The following is a 19,446-nucleotide window of genomic DNA, read 5'->3' as shown; positions in this document are numbered from 1 at the left end:
CTCGCGCATCGTCATCGGGAAGTCTGACGATGCTTTGAGTCTGACAACCGCTGGGCCGTACAATGGGGGCAATTTCCGATCAGGAGCGTTTCTCGATGTCAGCACCCCAGCCGACGTATCTGCATGACTACCAGCCGCCCGCTCACCGGGTCACCCACACCGAACTGACCTTCGATCTCGCCCCCGGCGCCACCCGGGTCAAGGCGCGGCTGCATGTGGAACGTCATCCTGAGCGTGAGGATGCCGCCGAATCGCCGCTGGTACTCGACGGTGAGCTGCTGACGCTCAAGGCCATCGCCATCGACGGCCAGCCCCTCGACGCCGACGAGTATCGCGTTAGCGACAGCCAGCTGATCGTGCACCGGGTGCCCGAGCGCTTCCTGCTCGACACCGAGGTGGAGATCGCCCCCGAAGCGAACACCGCCCTGGAAGGCCTCTACCAGTCCAACGGCATGTACTGCACCCAGTGCGAGGCCGAGGGCTTCCGGCGCATCACCTATTACCCCGACCGTCCCGATGTGATGGCGACGTTTTCCACCACCGTGATCGGCGATATCCGGCGCGAGCCGGTGCTGCTCTCCAACGGCAATCCGGTGGAGCGCGGCGAGCTGCCCGGCGGGCGCCACTTCGTGACCTGGGAAGACCCGCACCCCAAGCCCTGCTACCTGTTCGCGCTGGTGGCCGGTGACCTCAAGAAGGTCGAGGACAGTTTCACCACCGTGAGCGGGCGCGAGGTGGCGCTGCAGATCTGGGTCGAGGAGGAGAACCTCGACAAAACCGACCACGCCATGGCCTCGCTGAAGCGCGCCATGCGCTGGGACGAGGAGACCTACGGCCGCGAGTATGACCTCGACCTGTTCATGATCGTCGCGGTCAACGACTTCAACATGGGCGCGATGGAGAACAAGGGCCTCAACATCTTCAACTCGGCAGCGGTGCTGACCCACCCGCAGACCGCCACTGACGCCGCCTTCCAGCGCGTCGAGGGTATCGTCGCCCACGAGTACTTCCACAACTGGTCGGGCAATCGGGTGACCTGCCGCGACTGGTTCCAGCTCTCGCTCAAGGAGGGCTTCACGGTCTTCCGCGACCAGTGCTTCTCGGCCGACACCAACTCGGCGCCGGTCAAGCGCATCGAGGACGTGGCCTTCTTCCGCACCGCCCAGTTCGCCGAGGACGACGGCCCCACCGCCCACCCGATCCGCCCCGACCACTATATCGAGATCTCCAACTTCTACACCCTGACCATCTATGAGAAGGGTGCCGAGGTGGTGCGCATGCTGCGCAATCTCGTCGGTTGGGAGGCCTTTCGAGAGGGCAGTGATCGCTACTTCGAACGCTTCGACGGCCAGGCGGTGACCATCGAGGATTTCGTCGACTGCATGGCCGAGGCCTCGGGGCTCGACCTCGGCCAGTTCATGCGCTGGTACTCCCAGGCCGGCACCCCGGAGATCGACGCCCACGGCGAGTACGACTACGCCAAGTCCGAGTATCACCTGACGCTGCGCCAGCGTACCCCGGCCACGCCGGGCCAGCCCGACAAGCGGCCGCTGCACATCCCGGTCCGCCTGGGCCTGGTCGGTACCAAGTCCGGCGAGGACCTGCGCATGACCCTGGATGGCGAGGTGATCGGCAAGGACGCGGTGGTCCACCTGCGCGAGGACGAGCAGCACTTCGTGTTCACCGATATCGCCGAAGCCCCGGTGCCGTCGCTGCTGCGCGGCTTCTCGGCGCCGGTCAGGCTGCGCTTCCCCTACTCGCGGGAAGATCTGGCCTTCCTGCTGACCCACGATTCCGACGGCTTCAACCGCTGGGACGCCGGCCAGCGCCTGGCGCTGCTGGCGCTGGATGACCTGATCGCCGCCCACCGCAATGGCGTCGAGAAGGTCATGGACGTGCGCGTGGTCGAGGCCTTCCGCGGCCTGCTGCATGCCGATACGGACGACAAGGCGGTGCTCGCCGAGATGCTCACGCTGCCCTCCGAGGCGTACATCGCCGAGCAGCAGCCGATGGTCGACGTCGATGCGATCCACGCCGCGCGCACCTTCGTCAAGCAGTCGCTGGCGGTGGCGCTGCGCGACGACTTCCTGCGCGTCTATCATGACAACGCCAGCGACGCGCCCTATGCGCCAGAGCCCGAGCAGATCGCTGCGCGCAGCCTCAAGAACGTGGCGCTGTCGTACCTGATGAGCATCGAGGACGAAGAGGGCATAGAGCTGGCCCAGCGCCAGTTCAGCGCCGGCCACAACATGACCGACGTGCGCTGCGCGCTGACCCTGCTGACCCACAGCTCACGCGGCGATCTGGCCGATCCGGCGCTCAGGCTGTTCAGCGAGAAGTGGGCCCACGACCCGCTGGTCATGGACCAGTGGTTCAGCATCCAGGTGACGCGGCCGCAGTCCGACGTGCTCGACCGGGTGACGTTCCTGATGGATCACCCGGCCTTCTCGCTCAAGAATCCCAATCGGGTGCGCGCATTGATCGGCGCCTTCGCCGGCCAGAACCGCGTCAATTTCCACCGCATCGACGGCGCCGGCTACCGGCTGCTGGCCGACGTGGTGATCGAGCTCAATCGTCTCAATCCGGAGATCGCCGCGCGCCTCATCACCCCGCTGACCCGCTGGCAGCGTTTCGACGAGCAGCGCCAGGCGTTGATGAAGACCGAGCTGGAGCGAATTCGTGCCGAGGAGCTGTCGCCCAACGTCTTCGAGGTGGTGGAGAAGGCGCTGGCGGAATAGCCGAGCGCGGGCAGTTTTCGTACAAAGCCTAACGGCCGACTAGCCAGCTCAGTACCACCAGGCCAAGGAAGGCCCATACCAGGGTGGCGATCAGGCGCCGGGCGAGCAGGGCGCGCAGCGCGCAGTAGAGCATCCACACCCCGACGATCAGCACCAGCAGGCTGAACAGGGTGGGGTTGATGCCCATGGCGTTGCTCAGCCCGCCGATGAAGCCCTCGACGGCGCCGCGCAGGTTGGCAAAGAAGATGACCAGCAGATCGACGATCCAGCGCAGGGTTTCGCCGATCAGCGAGCCAAGCCAGTTGAAAAAGCCTTCCATGGGTGTCCTGTGAGCGTGGAGCCAGATCACGAATCTGCGGGCTGACGGTGATGAGGTCAAGCCTCCAGCGTTGATCGGCGCCGCTGTCCCGACCAGCAGGCTACGCTGATATGGCGTAATCTCGATGCCTACAGCAGTTGATTTACACGGCGCACTGCGCCCCCGACCAGAGACCGGCTATGTCGATGACCAGCATTGTTCTACTCGTGATCGCCGTGGCGCTGATTTTCTATGGCGTCAGTATCTACAACAGCCTGGTGGCACTGCGTAATCGCTACCAGAACGCCTTCGCACAGATCGAGGTGCAGCTCAAGCGACGCTACGACCTGATCCCCAACCTGGTCGAGACCGCCAAGGCATACATGTCCCACGAGCGTGACACCCTGGAGGCGGTGGTCCAGGCCCGCCAGGGTGCCATGAGTGGCCTCGCGGCCGCCGCCGAGAAGCCCGGCGACCCCAAGGCCATGGCTCAGCTGTCCAGTGCCGAGGGTGCGCTGGGTTCGGCGATGGGGCGGCTCAACGTGGTGATGGAGGCGTATCCCGATCTCAAGGCCTCGGCCAACATGCAGCAGCTCAGCGAGACCCTGACCAGCACCGAGAACCGCGTCGCCTTCGCCCGCCAGGCCTTCAATGACGCGGTGATGCAGTACAACACCTACCGCCAGCGCTTCCCCACGGTGCTACTGGCCGGCACCTTCGGCCACGGCGAGGATGCCGCGCTGCTCGAGTTCGAGGACAGCGAGGCGATTCAGGAAGCGCCCAAGGTCTCGTTCTAGATGGCGGCGCCAAGTTCGATGGACTTTTTTGCCGCCCAGGACCGTGCGCGACGTAACACCGGGCGCCTGGTGGTGCTGCTGATCGTCGCCGTGGTGTCGCTGGTGGCCATGGCAACGCTGGCGGTAGCGCTGGTACTGGTGATCAGCGAAGGCGGCCAGCAGCAGGCCGGCGGCGAGCCGCTGGCCCGCGCCCTGGATCCTTACCTGCTGGGCAGCGTGGCGCTCGGCGTGCTGGCGCTGGTGGTGCTGGGCAGTCTGTTCAAGCACCTGCAGCTGCGCGCCGGCGGCCGTGCCGTGGCCGAGGCGATGGGCGGGCGGCTGCTCAACGGCAACGTTCGCGACGCCGACGAGCAGCGCATGCTCAACGTGGTCGAGGAGATGGCCATCGCCTCGGGCACGCCGGTGCCGGCGGTGTATCTGCTCGAAGAGCCGGCGATCAACGCCTTCGCCGCCGGCCACTCGCCCCAGGATGCGGTGATCGGGATCACCCGCGGTGCCATCGAGCGGCTCGACCGCGACGAGCTGCAGGGGGTGGTGGCCCACGAGTTCAGCCATATCTTCAACGGCGACATGCGCCTCAACCTGCGCCTGGTGGCGCTGCTCCACGGGCTGCTGCTGATCGGCCTGATCGGCCATATGGTGCTGCGCGGCACCGCCGGCCGGCGCATGGTTGGCGGCGGCAACCGCAACAACAACGGCCAGGCGGCGATGCTGGCGCTGGGCGCGGCGCTGATGGTCGTCGGCTATGTCGGCACCCTGTGCGGCAATATCATCAAGGCGGCGGTGAGTCGCCAGCGCGAGTTCCTGGCCGATGCCTCGGCGGTGCAGTTCACCCGCGACCCGAACGGCATCGGCGGGGCATTGAAGAAGATTGGCGCCCACCAGCAGGGATCGCAGCTGGAGGCCAGCAACGCCGCCGAGTTCAGCCACCTCTATTTCAGCCGCGGGATTCGCGCCGCCAGCGGCATGCTGGCGACCCATCCTCCCCTCGACGAGCGCATCCGTCGCGTCGACCCGCAGTGGGACGGCGAGCTGCCAAGCCGCGCCGAGCGCAGCGACAGCGGCGAGGAGGCGGCCGCCGCACCGGTGTCTGGCGGCGAGTCCCGCGGACGCGACGCCAAGAAGCTGATGGCCATGGCGCTGGCCACCATCGGCCAGCTCGATCAGGCCCATCTCGACGATGCGCGCCGGCGCCTGGATGCCCTCGACCCGCGCCTGCTGGAGGCCGCCCACGACCCCGGCGCGGCGCGGGCGGTGGCCTACGGCGTACTGATTCACCTCGAGCCCGCGACCCGGGCGGCCCAGCGTGGGCTGCTCGACGGCGTCGCCGACCCCGGCGTGCTGCGCGAGCTGGATGCGCTCGAGGAGCCGTTGGCGGCATTGCCCGCCGACCAGCGCCTGGTGCTGCTGGAACTGGCTATCCCGCTGCTCAAGCAGCTGTCCACTGCCCAGTACGCCACCTTCAAGCTGTGCCTGGAACGGCTGATCGCCGCCGAAGCGGCGCCGGGCGCCCTGCACTGGGCGCTCTATCGAGTGCTGGTGCAGGGCGTTGAGGGGCGTCACAGCCGGCGCCGTGATCGGGCCCTCTCGGCCCTGGCGGAACCGGCGGCGGTGCTGCTGTCGAGCATGGCCCGGGCCGGCAGCGATGACGGCGAAGAAGCCCGGCGTGCCTTTGACGCCGGGGTGGCAACGCTGGCCCCGCTGGCGCTCGACTATGTGCCCGGGCCGACCGCCTTCGGCGAACTCGACATGAGCCTCGACCGCCTTCAGCGGCTCAGCGGCGACGGGCGCCGGCAGCTTCTCGCGGCCCTCGCCGAGTGCATCGAGCACGATGGCAGGGTCAGCCCGCGTGAAGCCGAGCTGTTCCGCGCCCTGGCCGAGGCGCTGGACTGCCCGCTGCCGCCGCTGCTGGATGATGCCGGCAGCCACTGAACGGTTGGCCAAGCACTTCGGGGCGCGGCATGATAGCGGTGTAAACCCCATGAGACGGAGCTCATGACTGACAATACCGCACGTATCATTCTCAACGGCAAGTCGGCCCAGCTACCGGAGGTCAGGGAGGCGGTCGAGGCGCTGCGAGACGCCGGTGCCAACCTCGAGGTGCGCGTCACCTGGGAGGCCGGCGACGCCTTGCGGCTCTGCGCCGAGGCCAGCGATGACGGCATTGCGCGGTTGATCGCCGGCGGTGGCGACGGCACCGTCAATGAACTGGTCAACGGCTTGATGCGGCTCGACCGCGAGGCGCGACCGGCGCTCGGCGTGCTGCCGCTGGGCAGCGCCAACGACTTCGCCAACGGCGCTGGCATTCCGCTGGCGGCCGATGAAGCACTGGTGCTGGCTCTGGAGGCCACACCGCGCCAGGCCGATGTGGTGCGCCTGGCTGATCAGTACTATCTCAACATGGCCTCCTGCGGCTTTGGCGCCGAGGTGACCTCGAGCACGCCCAAGGCCATGAAACGAATGCTCGGCGGTGGCGCCTACTCGCTGATGGGGGCGCTGCAGGCCTGGCGCTACAAGCCCTACCAGGGGCGGCTGAGCTGGCCGGAGGGCGAAAGCGATGCGCCGCTGTTCCTGCTGGCGATCGGCAACGGCTGCCAGGCCGGCGGCGGCCAGCGGCTGGCGCCCTCGGCCAAGCTCGATGACGGCCTGCTGGAAGTGTTGATCGTGCGCGACTTCGAGTCGCTGAGCGGCCTCAAGCAGGCTCTCGATGAGCTTGAGGCCCTGCCGGCCTGCGGCGACTATGTCGAGTATTTCCAGACCACGCGGCTGCGCTTCGACAGCGATGCCGCGCTACCGCTGACGCTGGACGGCGAGCCCTTCGAGTGGAAGCATTTCGAGGCCGAGGTGCTGCCCGGTGAACTGTCGCTACTGCTGCCGGCGACGTCGCCACTCCTCGGCTAATCGGCCGCCGGATAGCATGCGATCGATGAATCAGGCTTGTGGCCGGGGCACGCCTCTGGTCAAATACTGTCCAAATGTTACGCCGTGATATCAAAGGAGAGGTGGAAATGAGGCATAAACCCTGGATACCGGCAGCCATGGCGCTGGCGCTGAGCCTGGGACTGACCGCCTGCGGTAACGGCGAGGACGAACCGGTGGTGGAAGATGAGCCGGTCGAGGAGACCAACGGCGCGGCACCGGTCGACGACGATGCCGACGACGTGGCGATGCCCGACACCCAGGACGATGAGGCCGTCGACGAGCCGGACGCTGCCGCACCGGAGGAGGAGCCGGCCCTGGGCGATGACGATCCGTTGGCCACCGACGACGATACCTTCGAGGCCGAGTCTGTCGAGGATCTCGATACCGCCGATACCCTGGGCGAAGGCCCGGGCACGCTGGACGACGACGCGACCCTGCCGGGCGAGACCAGCGACTCGGACATTGATGCCTTCATGGAAGAGACCGAGCGTCGCTTCGAGGAGGCCCAGCGTCGTATCGAGGAGCAGTTCGAGGAGGTCGAGAGCCAGCAGCCGGGTAGCGAGGCTGATGACTTCGAGTTCGACGAAAGCCAGTTCGACGAGCCGGATGTTGGTGATTCGCCGTCCGAAGGCGCCTTCGATGACGAATTCAGTTCGCCCGATACCCAGAACTGATCTCCTGCCCAGCGCCGCCATGGCGGTGCCATAAAAAAGGGCCACCCGAGAGGGTGGCCCTTTTTCCTACCACTTGCTTGCGGCGTTAATGCGGCTCACATCCGTGGATGTCTAGCGCGCATGGATGGCCTGGGCAACTGGCGGGGATCAAGGCACAACGATTAGTTGGCGACCTTGATGTTGGCGGCCTGAAGGCCTTTTTTGCCCTGAGTGACCTCGAAGGTCACCTTCTGGCCGTCCTGCAGGGTCTTGAAGCCTTCAGCCTGAATCTCGGAGAAGTGCGCGAACAGGTCATCGCCGCCGTCGTCCGGAGAGATGAAGCCGTAGCCCTTGGTGTCGTTGAACCACTTGACAGTGCCAGTTGCCATTGTCGATTTCCTTAACTAACTAAATGATGGTGCTGGGTGCCATGCCAGGCATGTGCGAACCCGTAGTGCGTAGGTCGAGCGAAGGTGAAAGCGCACGGGGAGTCTCGAAGGAATCGATCAACAACTGACGTCATTCAACCTGCAAACCAACGCAGCGGATGGTGCATCGGCGCCCGGGGCAGCGTCAATATGACGCTGGTGAACCGCTTGCGATGCCCGCCAACCCAACTGTAGATGGAAAAAACCAGAGCGTCCAGAGAATCTCCGAGCCTGCCGCTGGGCTCTCGCCGCCGCTCGCGATAGCGTAGTATGGCGCCCGCCGACATCGCCTCGAGGACCCCCTGCATGCTGCTGGATGCCCAGTTCTGGCCCTTTCTGATCGCCATTACCCTGCTCACCATGAGCCCCGGGGTGGATACTCTGCTGGTGATTCGCAACACCGCCAGGGGCGGGGTGCGCGACGGGGTACTCACCAGCCTGGCGATCTGCTGCGGACTGTTCGTGCATGCCGCGGTGTCGGCGCTAGGGATCTCGCTGATTCTGCTGCAGTCGGCCTGGGCCTTTCATCTGCTCAAGCTGGTGGGCGCCGCCTACCTGATCTGGCTCGGGGTGCAGAGCCTGCTCAGCGCTCGGCGCGGTGTGGCGCTACCGGTCGCCGCCATGGGCACTACACGCTCGCCGGTGGCGGCCTGGGTGCCGCTGCGCGAGGGGCTGCTGTCCAACGTGCTCAATCCCAAGACGGTGGTCTTCTACATGGCCTTTCTGCCGCAGTTCATCGCGCCCAGCGACCCGGCGCTGCTCAAGTCGCTGTGGCTGGCCGGGGTGCATTTCCTGATCGCCAATCTGTGGCAGATCGCCATCGTGCTGACGGTGGGGCGCGCCGGCCAGTGGCTGGCCAAGCGCTGGGTGTCGCGCTGTCTTGAGGGCGCCACCGGCACGGTGCTGATCGGCTTTGGCGTCAAGCTGGCGCTGGAGCAGCGCCCCGCCTAGTGCGGGGCACTGCTCAGTTGCGGGCTAATAGCGAGGCGTCATAGCGTACGTTGCGCTCGGCCGGGGTGAGCATCGCCACACCACGGCTGTCGCCGCCGTTGGCCAGGCTCTCGAAGATTACCCGGTAGGCGAGCACCGCCTGCACGTAGTCGCGGGTCTCGCGGAACGGGATGCTCTCGACGAACAGGTCGAACTCCTCCGGCGCGTCGCGCAGCCAGCGGTCGACGCGGCCGGGGCCAGCGTTGTAGGCCGCGGCGGCGGCCAGACGATTGCCGCTGTAGCGGTTGGTCATATCGCGGATGTAGGTGCTACCGAGGCGGATATTGAGCGCCGGGTCGAGCACGCCGTAGGGGCCCGGGTCGCTGATACCCAGCTGGCGGCTGAGCTGGGTGGCGGTGCCGGGCATGATCTGCATCAGGCCGCGGGCGCCGGCCGGCGACAGCGCCTCGGTGTTGTAGGCGCTCTCGCGGCGGGCGATGCCCATCAGCAGGTAGGGGTCGACGCCGGTCATCCGCCCCCAGTGCAGGAACTCCTCATGGAACGCCTGCGGGAAGCGCCACTCCAGGGCATCCCACATCTGGCCGGTGATGGTGGTCTGCACCAGCTTGGCGTACCAGCCCTGGCGCTGGGCGTAGTCGGCCAGGGCGTGGGCCTCCTGGTTGCTGGCGCGGGCCACGGCGGCATACCACTCGCTGTTGGCCAGACCCTGCTCACCGATGCGCATCAGCGCCTCGGTGCGCTGCACCACCGGCCAGTTGGCGACCTCCTGGCGATAGTCGTCGTTGAACGCGGCGCGCTCCATGTTGAGTTCATAGGGCTGGTCGAGGCGATCCGCGGCGGCGAAGGCGAAGAAACTGCGCCCCTGGGCCGCGCGCTCATAGGCGGCGCGGGCCGCCTCGCTGTTGCCGAGCATCTCGTTGCTGCGTGCCAGCCAGTACTGCCAGCGGCTGTCACTGAGGGTGTCCTCGGGCATTCTCTCCAGCCACTGCCGGGCGTCCTGCCAGTCGCGGCGGGCCAGGGCGTTGCGCACGCGCAGCTCATATAGGCTGCCGCTGACCAGCCGCGGCAGCGCCTCGTCGACCCAGGCCAGGTTCTGGCGTACGTCGCGGACCATGGAGTAGAACGCCAGGTCATGCTCGATGTCGTGGCGGGCGTCGCTGTCGATGCTGAGGTGCGGGGCGATCTTGCGCCACGCCTCCAGCGCGGCTTCGGTATCGGCACGCGTGAAGCCGTGCATGGCGGCGGCGAACATCGCGCTGCTGCCGCGTCCGTTGGGGCCGACCTGCGTGGGTACGCGGGTCACCGCAGAGAAATCACCGCGCAGCCGCTCCACGGCGTCGCGGGCCTCGTCCCAGTCGCTGCCGAGCAGCCGCCCGAGGTAGCTCATCAAGCCGCTTTCGCCGCTCTGCCAGGCCAGCATCTTGCGCGACCAGACGTCCTCGGCGCTGATCTCGCCGTTGGCGCGCAGGCGGTCGAACAGGGTGTTGCAGGCCGAGGGTTGGGAGTGCCCGACCATCCACAGCTCGCGACCGCCCTCGGCGGCGGCGGCCGGGTCGCTGCCCATCAGCGCGGTGTAGTAGTAGCACTGGCGTTCGCCGCCGCTGGGTACGCCGTCGCTGACCGCGAGCAGGCTGCCGAAACGGCCGGCCTGGCCGTAGCGGGTCTGGGCCTGGCCGCGCATCCACTCGGCCAGCGGCGAGTCGGCGTGGCGCTCCATGAAGTCGAGGATCTGGCCCGGCTCGGCCTGGGGCAGGCGCGCGCGCAGGCGGTGGTACTCGACATAGCCGGCCAGCAGGTGGTCGTCGATGCCGGCGGCATCGACGCGACTCCACTCCTGGTTGCGGGCCGCTTCGAGGGCGTCGCGCATGGCCTGGTCGCGGCTCTGGTCGGCGTGAAGTGGCAGGCTGAGGGCCAGGGCGGTGAACAGGGTGACGACACCCCTGGCGAGACGAATATGCTGCATGACGGCGGTGCCTCTCGGTGCGTAGGGACTCGACCCGTCTATCCTCGCCGATGCGCCGCCCGCTGAGTAGTGTCGCGCAGCGGCGACAGCAGCGTGGCCGGGCAGAGGGGCGGCTAAGGTCGACGTTGCCGTCGCACGGGATTTGACGCTAAATGCTAAGTCATACGTTTGAATACTGGCTGGGGCAGCAATGAGTAGTGGCGATGAACGTACACCCGAGGCCTGGCAGGCGGCGCTGACGCGCTTCGTCCAGGTGATTCCCCATACCCAAGCGCTGGGGCTAGAGGTGGTGCAGGCTGCGCCGCCCCGGGTGACCATGCGCCTGCCGTGGCACGACGACCTGCTCGGCGACAGCCAGCGCGGGCTGGTGCACGGCGGGGTGCTGAGCATGCTGCTGGATACCCTGTGCGGCTCGTCGGTGCTGTGCGGCCTGCCCGAGCCGGAGGTGTGTCCGACCCTCGATCTGCGCGTCGACCACTACCGGCCGGCGCTGGCCGGTCACGACCTGCACGGTGAGGCCTGGGTGGTGCGCATCTCCGAGTCGGTGGTGTTTACCGAGGGGCGGGTCTGGCAGCAGCCGGAACGCATCGTGGCCCGCGGTATCGGCAACTTCGTGCGCCTGGGCCCGCGCAATACGCCGCCGGGCTTTGCCGCGGCGCTGTTCGGCGAGGAGTAGCACATGTTCGAGACATCGATCGCCAGCCAGTGGCTGGCTCACACCCGCGAGCATGGAGACCTGAAGGCGTGGTTGGCGCTGGTGCCCTATGCCCGGCGCATCGGCGTCAGCGCCGAGGTCGACGACCACGGCGTGCTCTTCCACCTGGCGCCGCAGCAGGGCAACGTCGGCAATGTCCTGCTGCCGGCGCTGCACGGCGGGGTGGTGGCAGCATTCATGGAGACCGCCGCCTCGCTGGACCTGATGCTGGCCACCCGCGAGCCGCGGCTGCCCAAGATCATCGACTTCTCCATCGACTTTCTGCAGGCGGCGCGGCTGGCACCGACCCAGGCGCGCTGCCGGCTGCTGCGCGAGGGCAAGCGCATGGCCAACGTCCAGGTCACCGCCTGGCAGCAGAGCGAGGCGCAGCCGGTGGCCACGGCGCGACTGCACTTCGCCCTGGCCGACCCGGACGCCGCCTCGCTGATCAACCGCAACGCTTGAAAAGCGCACGCTGAGCCCCATATCACGATCACGTTACGACCTGGCGCCGAGAGGCTGCCTTTTTTCACTGTGATCCTATGAGGGCTCGTTCCATGGCCACTGCCACTCAAGAAGAAACCCTGGGTTTTCAGACCGAGGTCAAGCAGCTACTGCATCTGATGATCCACTCCCTGTACTCCAACCGGGAGATCTTCCTGCGTGAGCTGATTTCCAATGCCGCCGACGCCTGCGACAAGCTGCGCTACGAGGCACTGGACAACGATGCGCTGTACGAGAATGACAGCGAGCTGCGGGTCGAGATCGAGGTCGATGCCGAGGCCAATAGCGTGACCCTGCGCGACACCGGCATCGGCATGAACCGCGACGAGGTGATCAAGAACCTCGGCACCATCGCCCGCAGCGGCACCGCCGAGTTCCTCCAGCAGCTCTCCGGCGAGCAGCAGAAGGACGCCAAGCTGATCGGCCAGTTCGGCGTCGGCTTCTACTCCGGGTTCATCGTCGCCGACGAGGTCGTCGTGCGGACACGCCGTGCCGGGGAGCCCAGCGAGGCCGGCGTCGAGTGGCGCTCCAAGGGCGAGGGCGAGTTCACCATCGCCGAGATCGAACGTCCCGCCCGCGGCACCGAGATCGTGCTCTACCTCAAGGACGACGCCAAGGAGTTCGCCGACGACTTCCGGCTCAAGAGCCTGATCCGCAAGTACTCCGATCATATCGACGTGCCGGTGCGCATGCCCAAGGTCGAGTCTGCCAAGGACGAAGACGGCAACCCCATCGAGGGCAGCGACGTCACCACCTGGGAGACCGTCAACGAGGCCACCGCACTGTGGGTGCGGCCCAAGAGCGACCTCAGCGACGACGACTACAAGGCCTTCTACAAGCACGTCGCCCACGACTTCAGCGATCCGCTGACCTGGAGCCACAACAAGGTCGAGGGCAAGCTCGAGTACACCAGCCTGCTCTTCGTGCCCGGCCGTGCGCCCTTCGACCTCTACGAGCGCGACGGCGCCCGCGGCGTCAAGCTCTACGTGCAGCGCGTATTCATCATGGATGACGCCGAGCAGTTCCTGCCGCTCTACCTGCGCTTCATCAAGGGCGTGGTGGACACCAAGGACCTGTCGCTCAACGTTTCCCGCGAGCTGCTGCAGCAGGACCCCCAGGTCGAGAAGATGAAGAGCGCGCTGACCAAGCGCTCGCTGGACATGCTCAAGAAGCTGGCCAAGGACGACGAAGCCTACCAGACCTTCTGGAACACCTTCGGCAGCGTGCTCAAGGAGGGCCCCGCCGAGGACTACGCCAACCGCGACAAGATCGCCGGGCTGCTGCGTTTCGCCACCACCCACACCGACAGCACCACCCAGGATCAGTCACTGGCGGCCTACGTCGAGCGCATGCAGGAAGGCCAGCAGAAGATCTACTACATCGTTGCCGACAGCTTCAATGCGGCCAAGAACAGCCCGCATCTGGAGATCTTCCGCAAGAAGGGCATCGAAGTGCTGCTGCTCTCCGACCGCATCGACGAGTGGCTGATGAGCCACCTTACCGAGTTCGACGGCAAGTCCTTCGTCGACGTGGCCAAGGGCGAGCTGGATCTCGGCGAGATCGAAGGTGAGGAGGAGAAGAAGGCCCAGGAGGAGACCGCCAAGGCCAAGGAAGACCTGCTCAAGCGCGTCAAGGAGGCGCTGGGCGAAGAGGTCCAGGAGGTCAAGGTCACTCATCGCCTGACCGACTCGCCGGCCTGCGTGGTGCTCCCCGAGAACGAGATGGGCTTCCAGATGCGCCGCATCATGGAAGCCGCCGGCCAGCCGCTGCCGGAGGTCAAGCCGATCCTCGAGCTCAACCCCGAGCACGCCCTGGTTAGCCGCCTGGAGAGCGCCGAGGGCGACGCCTTCGGCGACCTGGCGCGAATCCTGCTCGACCAGGCGATCATCGCCGAGGGTGGCCACCTCGACGATCCGGCGGCCTACGTCAAGCGCCTCAACGCGCTGCTTACCGCCTGACGGCCCAGGCACTCGCATCGAGCAAGCACTTGATGGCCCCGCCGGCATTCGCCGGCGGGGCTTTCTGCGTGTGGCCGGCGGGATATCGTGTGAGCCGTTGGCTGGGCGGTCGGCAGAGTCGCCGTTCAACGCCTATGCTGCAGTGAATTCCCGCAAGAGGCAGCGCAATGAATCGTCAGGTCGGCCAGGCCAAGCTACGTATCTGCGATGCCCGTGATGAAGGCGCGGCGCTGATGATCATCGATGTCCAGCAGGCCATCGACGACACTCGCTACTGGGGCGAGCGTAACAACCCCGAGATGGAGGAGCGACTGGCCGACCTGCTGGCCTGCTGGCGCGGTGGCAACGGCCATATCGTGCACGTCCGGCACTTCTCGCGTACGCCGCGCTCCCCCTATCGCTCCGGCCAGCCCGGCGCCGACTTCAAGGCCTGCGTGATGCCCCGACAGGGGGAAAGGGTGGTCACCAAGCACGTCAACAGCGCCTTCGTGGGTACCGACCTGGAAGTCTGGCTGCGCCGTCACGGCGTGGCGCGTCTGGTCGTGGCCGGTGTCGCCACGGCACATTCGGTGAGCACCACGGTGCGTCATGCTGCCTGTCTCGACTTCGCCGTCAGCGTGGTCGATGATGCCTGCGCCACCTTCGCGGTGGAGGATCGCCACGGCCAGCGTTGGCAGGCCGATGAGGTACAGCGCTTGAATCTCGCCCTGCTCGACGGCGAGTATGCAGAGATCACCTCGACGCTGGAGGTCGTCAGGCACTTCTGACGGCACCATCCACAACAACACGCCATCACGCCTAGCTTCGAAGACCAGGAGGGGACAGCACGTGAAAATTGGAGCACCCAAGGAAACCTTTGCCGGGGAGGCCAGGGTTGCCTTGACCCCGGAAAGCGCGGTACATCTGCAAAAACTTGGCCATGCATGCCTGATCGAGAGCGGCGCCGGAAGCGCTGCCGGTTTCAGCGACGATGCCTACCGCGAGGCGGGGGTCAGCGTGGTCGACGACGCCGCGGCGCTGTGGCGTGACGCCGAGGTGGTGATCAAGGTGCGCGAGCCCTCCGACGCCGAGGCCGACCTGCTGCACGAGGGGCAGACGCTGATCAGCTTCTTCTGGCCGGCCCAGCAGGAGGCGCTGCTGGAGCGCTGCCGGGCCACCGGTGCCAGCGTGATCGCCATGGACATGGTGCCGCGCATCTCGCGGGCCCAGAAGATGGACGCGCTCTCCTCGATGGCCAATATCGCCGGTTATCGTGCGGTGATCGAGGCCGGTAACCATTTCGGACGTTTCTTCACCGGCCAGGTGACCGCCGCCGGCAAGGTGCCGCCGGCCAAGGTGCTGGTGATCGGTGCCGGGGTGGCGGGGCTTGCCGCGATCGGCACTGCCACCAGCCTTGGCGCCATGGTGCGCGCCTTCGATGTGCGTCCCGAGGTCGCCGAGCAGATCGAATCGATGGGCGCCGAGTTCCTGTTCCTCGACTTTGACGAGAGCGCCGACGGCGCCGAAAGCGGCGGCTATGCCAAGCCGTCGAGCCCCGAGTTCCGCGAGAAGCAGCTGGCGCTGTTCCGCGAGCAGGCGCCGGAGGTGGATATCGTCATCACCACCGCGCTGATTCCCGGCCAGCCGGCCCCCAAGCTGTGGCTGGAGGACATGGTCGCGGCCATGAAGCCGGGCTCGGTGATCGTCGACCTGGCCGCCGAGAAAGGCGGCAACTGCGACCTGACCCAGCCCGACCAGCGGGTGGTCAGCGACAACGGCGTGGTGGTGGTCGGCTATACCGACTTCCCGTCGCGCATGGCCACCCAGGCTTCGCTGCTCTACGCCACCAACGTGCGCCACATGCTCACCGACCTGACGCCGGAGAAGGACGGCAGCATCGTCCACGACATGGAAGATGACGTGATCCGCGGCGCCACGGTGACCCACCAGGGCGAGGTGACCTTTCCGCCACCCCCGCCCAAGGTCAAGGCGATTGCCGCGGCCAAACCCAAGCCCAAGGAGAAGGCCCCCACCCCTGAGGAGAAGCGCGCCACCGAGCTGGCGGCCTTCAAGGCCCAGACCAAGCGTCAGCTGACGCTGCTCGGCGCCGGCGGGGCGCTGATGCTGCTGCTGGGGCAGATCGCCCCGGCCTCGTTCATGCAGCACCTGATCGTTTTCGTGCTGGCCTGCTTCGTGGGTTTCCAGGTGATCTGGAACGTCAGCCACTCGCTGCACACGCCGCTGATGGCGGTGACCAACGCGATCTCGGGGATCATCATCCTCGGCGCGGTGCTGCAGATCGGCTCGGGCAACTGGGTCGTAGTGGTGTTGGCGGCGATCTCGGTACTGATCGCGACCATCAATATCGTGGGCGGCTTCCTGGTGACACGCCGGATGCTGGCCATGTTCCAGAAATCCTGAGCGGCGGAGACAGACTATGTTGGGTCAAGGATTCGTATCTGCCGCGGCGATTGCGGCGAGTGTGCTGTTCATCCTGTCGCTGGGCGGGCTGAGCAATCAAGAAAAAGCCAAGCGGGCAGTGTGGTACGGCATCGTCGGCATGGGCCTGGCGGTGGTGTTCACTGCCTTGGGGCCAGGCATCGGCGCCTACTGGTTGATGATTCCGATGATCATCGCCGGCTCGGTGATCGGCTGGCGCGTCGCCAAGCGGGTGGCGATGACCGAGATGCCGCAGCTGGTGGCGGCGCTGCACAGCTTCGTCGGCCTGGCCGCGGTGTTCGTGGCCTGGAGCGCCGACCTCGAGCGGCGCCGGGTGTTGGCGGCGCGTGCCACCGAAGGGGCGACCGAGGAGTTCTCGGCCTTCGCCGCGCTGGTCGCCACCAAGGCGCCCGACGAGCTGACCTTCCTGCAGCTCGAGGTGGTGTTCGCGATCTTCATCGGCGCGGTGACCTTCACCGGCTCGGTGATCGCCTTCGGCAAGCTGGCCGGCAAGGTCGACGGCAAGCCCAAGCAGCTGCCCGGCGGCCACCTGCTCAACGCCGGCGCGGCGGGGCTATGCCTGCTGCTGGCGATAGCCTACGTCGCCGGGGCGGGCTTCTGGACGCTGCTGCTACTGGCGGCGCTGTCGTTCTTCATCGGCTATCACCTGATCATGGGCATCGGCGGTGCCGACATGCCGGTGGTGGTATCGATGCTCAACAGCTACTCCGGCTGGGCGGCGGCGGCGATCGGTTTCACGCTCTCCAACGATCTGCTGATCGTCACCGGTGCGCTGGTCGGCTCGAGCGGGGCGATTCTCTCCTACATCATGTGCAAGGCGATGAACCGCAACTTCCTCAGCGTGATCCTGGGCGGCTTTGGCGGCACCAGCGGGCCGGCGGCGGAGATCGAGGGCGAGCAGGTGGCCATCGACGCCGGTGGCGTGGCCGCATCGCTCAACAATGCCGACAGCGTGGTCATCGTGCCGGGCTACGGCATGGCGGTGGCCCAGGCGCAGAACGCGGTGAGCGAATTGACCCGCAAGCTGCGCGCCGCGGGCAAGGAAGTGCGCTTCGCCATCCACCCGGTGGCCGGGCGCCTGCCGGGGCACATGAACGTGCTGCTGGCCGAGGCCAAGGTGCCCTACGACATCGTGCTGGAGATGGACGAGATCAATGACGATCTCCCGAGCACCGACGTGGTGATCGTCATCGGCTCCAACGATATCGTCAATCCCGCTGCTCAGGACGACCCCAATAGCCCGATTGCCGGCATGCCGGTGCTCGAGGTGTGGCGCTCCAGGGTGGTAATCGTGTGCAAGCGTGGCCAGGGTACCGGCTACTCGGGGATCGAGAACCCGCTGTTCTTCAAGGACAACACGCGGATGTTCTACGGCGATGCGCGGGACAGCATCGACACCCTGATTCCGTTGATCGAATAGCCATCCTGCTGCGATCTTTTGTCCACCAACGCCCCTCTCGAGGGGCGTTTTTGGTTACCATGCGGCGTAACGATAACCGCATTGTGTTCAGAGGCGACCATGTCACAACAACCCACGCGGGTGGCGGTGCTCGGCGGCGGTAGCTTCGGCACCGCCCTGGCCAGCATCGCCGCCGACAACGGCTGTGCGGTGCGCCAGTGGCTGCGCGACGCGGCGCTGGCCGAGGAGATCAACCGCGACCAGCGCAACTCGCGCTACCTGCCGGACTACGCCATCAACCCGGCGGTGCACGCCAGCAGCGATATGGCCGAGGTGCTGGACGCCGCAGAGCTGGTGCTGGTGGCGATCCCCTCCAAGGCGTTTCGCGAGGTGGTGCGCCAGGCGCGCCCCTACTTGAATGCCGAGCAGATCCTGGTGAGCACCACCAAGGGCATCCAGGAAGAGGGGTTCAAGCTGATGAGCCAGATCCTCGAGGAGGAGACCGGCTTTAGCCATATCGGCGTGCTCTCGGGCCCCAACCTGGCCTCCGAGGTGGCCCAGAAGCAGCTCACCGCCACGGTGATCGCCAGCGACGACGACCTGACCCGCGCGCGGGTACAGAGCGTGCTCGGCTGCGACTACTTTCGCGTCTACGCCAGCAATGACCGTTACGGGGTCGAGCTGGGCGGCGCGCTCAAGAACATCTACGCCATCGCCGCCGGCATGGCCGCGGCGCTGGGCATGGGCGAGAACACTCGCAGCATGCTGATGACCCGGGCGCTGGCCGAGATGAGCCGTTTCGCCGTGGAGCAGGGCGCCAACCCCATGACCTTCCTGGGGCTGGCCGGCGTCGGTGACCTGATCGTCACCTGCTCGTCGAACCTGTCGCGCAACTACCGGGTCGGCCATGCGCTGGGCGAGGGGCGCACCCTGGACGAGGCCGTCGAGGCGCTGGGCCAGGTCGCCGAGGGCGTCAATACCGTGCGTCTGGTGCGCGACAAAGCCAACGCCGAGGGTATCTACATGCCGCTGGCCGAAGGCCTCTACCAGGTGCTGTTCAACGACGTGCCGGCGCGACAGATGGCCAAGATGTTGATGCAGGGCGAGCAGAGCAGCGACGTGGAGTTCATCCTCTCCCGCGAGGACGTCAAGCAGGCACGCCGCCGGGAGACCAAGGATGGCGCTTGAACGGCTGTGGATCATGCGCCATGGCGAAGCCGGCCACGGCGTGCCGGATGCTGCACGGCGCCTCACCCCGCGCGGCGAAGCCGACGTGCAGCGCATGGCCGCCTGGCTGGCCGATGAGCTGAGCGACGCCGAGCGGCAGGCGCTGCGCATCGTCGCCAGCCCCTTCACCCGCGCCCAGCAGAGTGCCGCGCTGGTCGCCGAGACCCTGGGCGGCGAGCTCGACACGCTCGACTGCATCACGCCCGACGACGCGCCAATGGCGGTCATCGACTGGCTGCAGGCCAACGCCGGCCGGCCGCTGCTGCTGGTCAGCCATATGCCGCTGGTCGGTGAGCTTACCGCCAGCCTGGCCGAGGGGCCCCGCGCCCGGGGCTTGGGCTTCGCCACCGCGGCGGTGGCCAGCCTCGAGGCCGAGGTGTGGGCCGCCGGCTGTGCCACCCTCAAGGGCCTGACGGCCCCTGGCGAGCTGCGCTGAGCGCGCCTTCCAAGCTTAAACTTTAGTCGGAAATTGTCA

General features: G+C 66.8%; 17 protein-coding genes. 14 read left to right on the top strand and 3 right to left on the bottom strand.

The features are described from left to right. Positions 1-95 precede the first annotated feature (95 nt). Positions 96-2,738: an aminopeptidase N gene (locus BWR19_13290; protein ID APX93832.1), complete on the top strand. Its 2,643-nt coding sequence runs from the start codon at positions 96-98 to the stop codon at positions 2,736-2,738. A gap of 28 nt (positions 2,739-2,766) precedes the next feature. Here BWR19_13290 and BWR19_13285 read toward each other — a convergent pair whose 3' ends face one another. After that, positions 2,767-3,057: a hypothetical protein gene (locus tag BWR19_13285; protein APX93831.1), complete on the bottom strand. Its 291-nt coding sequence runs from the start codon at positions 3,055-3,057 to the stop codon at positions 2,767-2,769. Positions 3,058-3,236: 179 nt separating this feature from the next. Between BWR19_13285 and BWR19_13280 the strand changes: the two genes are divergently transcribed. From BWR19_13280 to BWR19_13265, 4 genes are all read left to right on the top strand, one after another. Continuing rightward, positions 3,237-3,833 (top strand): LemA family protein, encoded by a 597-nt coding sequence (locus tag BWR19_13280; GenBank protein APX93830.1) that lies wholly within the window; start codon positions 3,237-3,239, stop codon positions 3,831-3,833. Positions 3,834-3,851: 18 nt separating this feature from the next. Then, positions 3,852-5,765 carry a hypothetical protein gene (locus BWR19_13275; GenBank protein ID APX95025.1) on the top strand — a complete coding sequence of 638 codons (1,914 nt, stop codon included), beginning with the start codon at positions 3,852-3,854 and terminating at the stop codon, positions 5,763-5,765. A 63-nt stretch (positions 5,766-5,828) separates the two neighbouring features. Beyond that, positions 5,829-6,734, top strand: coding sequence for a lipid kinase YegS (locus BWR19_13270; protein APX93829.1), 906 nt, complete (start codon positions 5,829-5,831; stop codon positions 6,732-6,734). A gap of 137 nt (positions 6,735-6,871) precedes the next feature. Continuing rightward, a complete protein-coding gene (locus tag BWR19_13265; protein APX93828.1) occupies positions 6,872-7,429 on the top strand; it encodes a hypothetical protein in 558 nt (185 codons plus the stop codon). Positions 7,430-7,590: 161 nt separating this feature from the next. Here the strand turns inward: BWR19_13265 and BWR19_13260 are convergent, their stop codons facing one another. After that, a complete protein-coding gene (locus tag BWR19_13260; GenBank protein APX93827.1) occupies positions 7,591-7,797 on the bottom strand; it encodes a cold-shock protein in 207 nt (68 codons plus the stop codon). A 345-nt stretch (positions 7,798-8,142) separates the two neighbouring features. Between BWR19_13260 and BWR19_13255 the strand changes: the two genes are divergently transcribed. Beyond that, on the top strand, positions 8,143-8,787 hold the full coding sequence (locus BWR19_13255; GenBank protein ID APX93826.1) for a threonine transporter RhtB: 645 nt from the start codon (positions 8,143-8,145) through the stop codon (positions 8,785-8,787). A 13-nt stretch (positions 8,788-8,800) separates the two neighbouring features. On the opposite strand, the gene BWR19_13250 is transcribed toward BWR19_13255, so the two are convergent. Continuing rightward, on the bottom strand, positions 8,801-10,750 hold the full coding sequence (locus tag BWR19_13250) for a lytic murein transglycosylase (protein ID APX93825.1): 1,950 nt from the start codon (positions 10,748-10,750) through the stop codon (positions 8,801-8,803). Positions 10,751-10,940: 190 nt separating this feature from the next. Here BWR19_13250 and BWR19_13245 point away from each other — a divergent pair, with 190 nt between their 5' ends. The 8 genes from BWR19_13245 to BWR19_13210 all read left to right on the top strand — a co-directional run bounded on the left by BWR19_13245 (position 10,941) and on the right by BWR19_13210 (position 19,407). Then, positions 10,941-11,426, top strand: coding sequence for a hypothetical protein (locus BWR19_13245; protein ID APX93824.1), 486 nt, complete (start codon positions 10,941-10,943; stop codon positions 11,424-11,426). Between the two features lie 3 nt (positions 11,427-11,429). Further along, positions 11,430-11,909, top strand: coding sequence for a thioesterase (locus BWR19_13240; protein ID APX93823.1), 480 nt, complete (start codon positions 11,430-11,432; stop codon positions 11,907-11,909). A gap of 92 nt (positions 11,910-12,001) precedes the next feature. After that, positions 12,002-13,906, top strand: a complete 1,905-nt coding sequence (locus tag BWR19_13235) for a molecular chaperone HtpG (GenBank protein APX93822.1) — start codon at positions 12,002-12,004, stop codon at positions 13,904-13,906. Between the two features lie 233 nt (positions 13,907-14,139). Beyond that, positions 14,140-14,673: a hypothetical protein gene (locus BWR19_13230; GenBank protein APX95024.1), complete on the top strand. Its 534-nt coding sequence runs from the start codon at positions 14,140-14,142 to the stop codon at positions 14,671-14,673. Positions 14,674-14,734: 61 nt separating this feature from the next. After that, positions 14,735-16,306, top strand: coding sequence for an NAD(P) transhydrogenase subunit alpha (locus tag BWR19_13225; protein ID APX93821.1), 1,572 nt, complete (start codon positions 14,735-14,737; stop codon positions 16,304-16,306). A 16-nt stretch (positions 16,307-16,322) separates the two neighbouring features. Next, entirely contained in the window at positions 16,323-17,765 is a 1,443-nt protein-coding gene (pntB, locus tag BWR19_13220) for an NAD(P) transhydrogenase subunit beta (protein ID APX93820.1), read from the top strand. Between the two features lie 99 nt (positions 17,766-17,864). After that, entirely contained in the window at positions 17,865-18,932 is a 1,068-nt protein-coding gene (locus BWR19_13215) for a glycerol-3-phosphate dehydrogenase (GenBank protein ID APX93819.1), read from the top strand. Further along, positions 18,922-19,407 carry a phosphohistidine phosphatase SixA gene (locus tag BWR19_13210; GenBank protein APX93818.1) on the top strand — a complete coding sequence of 162 codons (486 nt, stop codon included), beginning with the start codon at positions 18,922-18,924 and terminating at the stop codon, positions 19,405-19,407. Before BWR19_13215 ends, BWR19_13210 begins: the two co-directional genes overlap by 11 nt. The last annotated feature ends 39 nt before the right edge of the window (positions 19,408-19,446 follow it).

It is taken from the genome of Halomonas sp. 1513 (assembly GCA_001971685.1).
In the GTDB taxonomy this organism is placed as follows: Bacteria; Pseudomonadota; Gammaproteobacteria; order Pseudomonadales; family Halomonadaceae; genus Franzmannia.
The sequence above is the reverse complement of the archived record's forward strand: the minus strand, read 5'-3'. Positions and strand labels throughout refer to the sequence as shown.

Bases quoted from the DNA above. Each gene is read 5' to 3' on its own strand.
- BWR19_13290 (APX93832.1), top strand. From the start codon at position 96: ATGTCAGCACCCCAGCCGACGTATCTGCATGACTACCAGCCGCCCGCT.
- BWR19_13285 (APX93831.1), bottom strand. From the start codon at position 3,057: ATGGAAGGCTTTTTCAACTGGCTTGGCTCGCTGATCGGCGAAACCCTG.
- BWR19_13280 (APX93830.1), top strand. From the start codon at position 3,237: ATGTCGATGACCAGCATTGTTCTACTCGTGATCGCCGTGGCGCTGATT.
- BWR19_13275 (APX95025.1), top strand. From the start codon at position 3,852: ATGGACTTTTTTGCCGCCCAGGACCGTGCGCGACGTAACACCGGGCGC.
- BWR19_13270 (APX93829.1), top strand. From the start codon at position 5,829: ATGACTGACAATACCGCACGTATCATTCTCAACGGCAAGTCGGCCCAG.
- BWR19_13265 (APX93828.1), top strand. From the start codon at position 6,872: ATGGCGCTGGCGCTGAGCCTGGGACTGACCGCCTGCGGTAACGGCGAG.
- BWR19_13260 (APX93827.1), bottom strand. From the start codon at position 7,797: ATGGCAACTGGCACTGTCAAGTGGTTCAACGACACCAAGGGCTACGGC.
- BWR19_13255 (APX93826.1), top strand. From the start codon at position 8,143: ATGCTGCTGGATGCCCAGTTCTGGCCCTTTCTGATCGCCATTACCCTG.
- BWR19_13250 (APX93825.1), bottom strand. From the start codon at position 10,750: ATGCAGCATATTCGTCTCGCCAGGGGTGTCGTCACCCTGTTCACCGCC.
- BWR19_13245 (APX93824.1), top strand. From the start codon at position 10,941: ATGAGTAGTGGCGATGAACGTACACCCGAGGCCTGGCAGGCGGCGCTG.
- BWR19_13240 (APX93823.1), top strand. From the start codon at position 11,430: ATGTTCGAGACATCGATCGCCAGCCAGTGGCTGGCTCACACCCGCGAG.
- BWR19_13235 (APX93822.1), top strand. From the start codon at position 12,002: ATGGCCACTGCCACTCAAGAAGAAACCCTGGGTTTTCAGACCGAGGTC.
- BWR19_13230 (APX95024.1), top strand. From the start codon at position 14,140: ATGATCATCGATGTCCAGCAGGCCATCGACGACACTCGCTACTGGGGC.
- pntB (APX93820.1), top strand. From the start codon at position 16,323: ATGTTGGGTCAAGGATTCGTATCTGCCGCGGCGATTGCGGCGAGTGTG.
- BWR19_13215 (APX93819.1), top strand. From the start codon at position 17,865: ATGTCACAACAACCCACGCGGGTGGCGGTGCTCGGCGGCGGTAGCTTC.
- BWR19_13210 (APX93818.1), top strand. From the start codon at position 18,922: ATGGCGCTTGAACGGCTGTGGATCATGCGCCATGGCGAAGCCGGCCAC.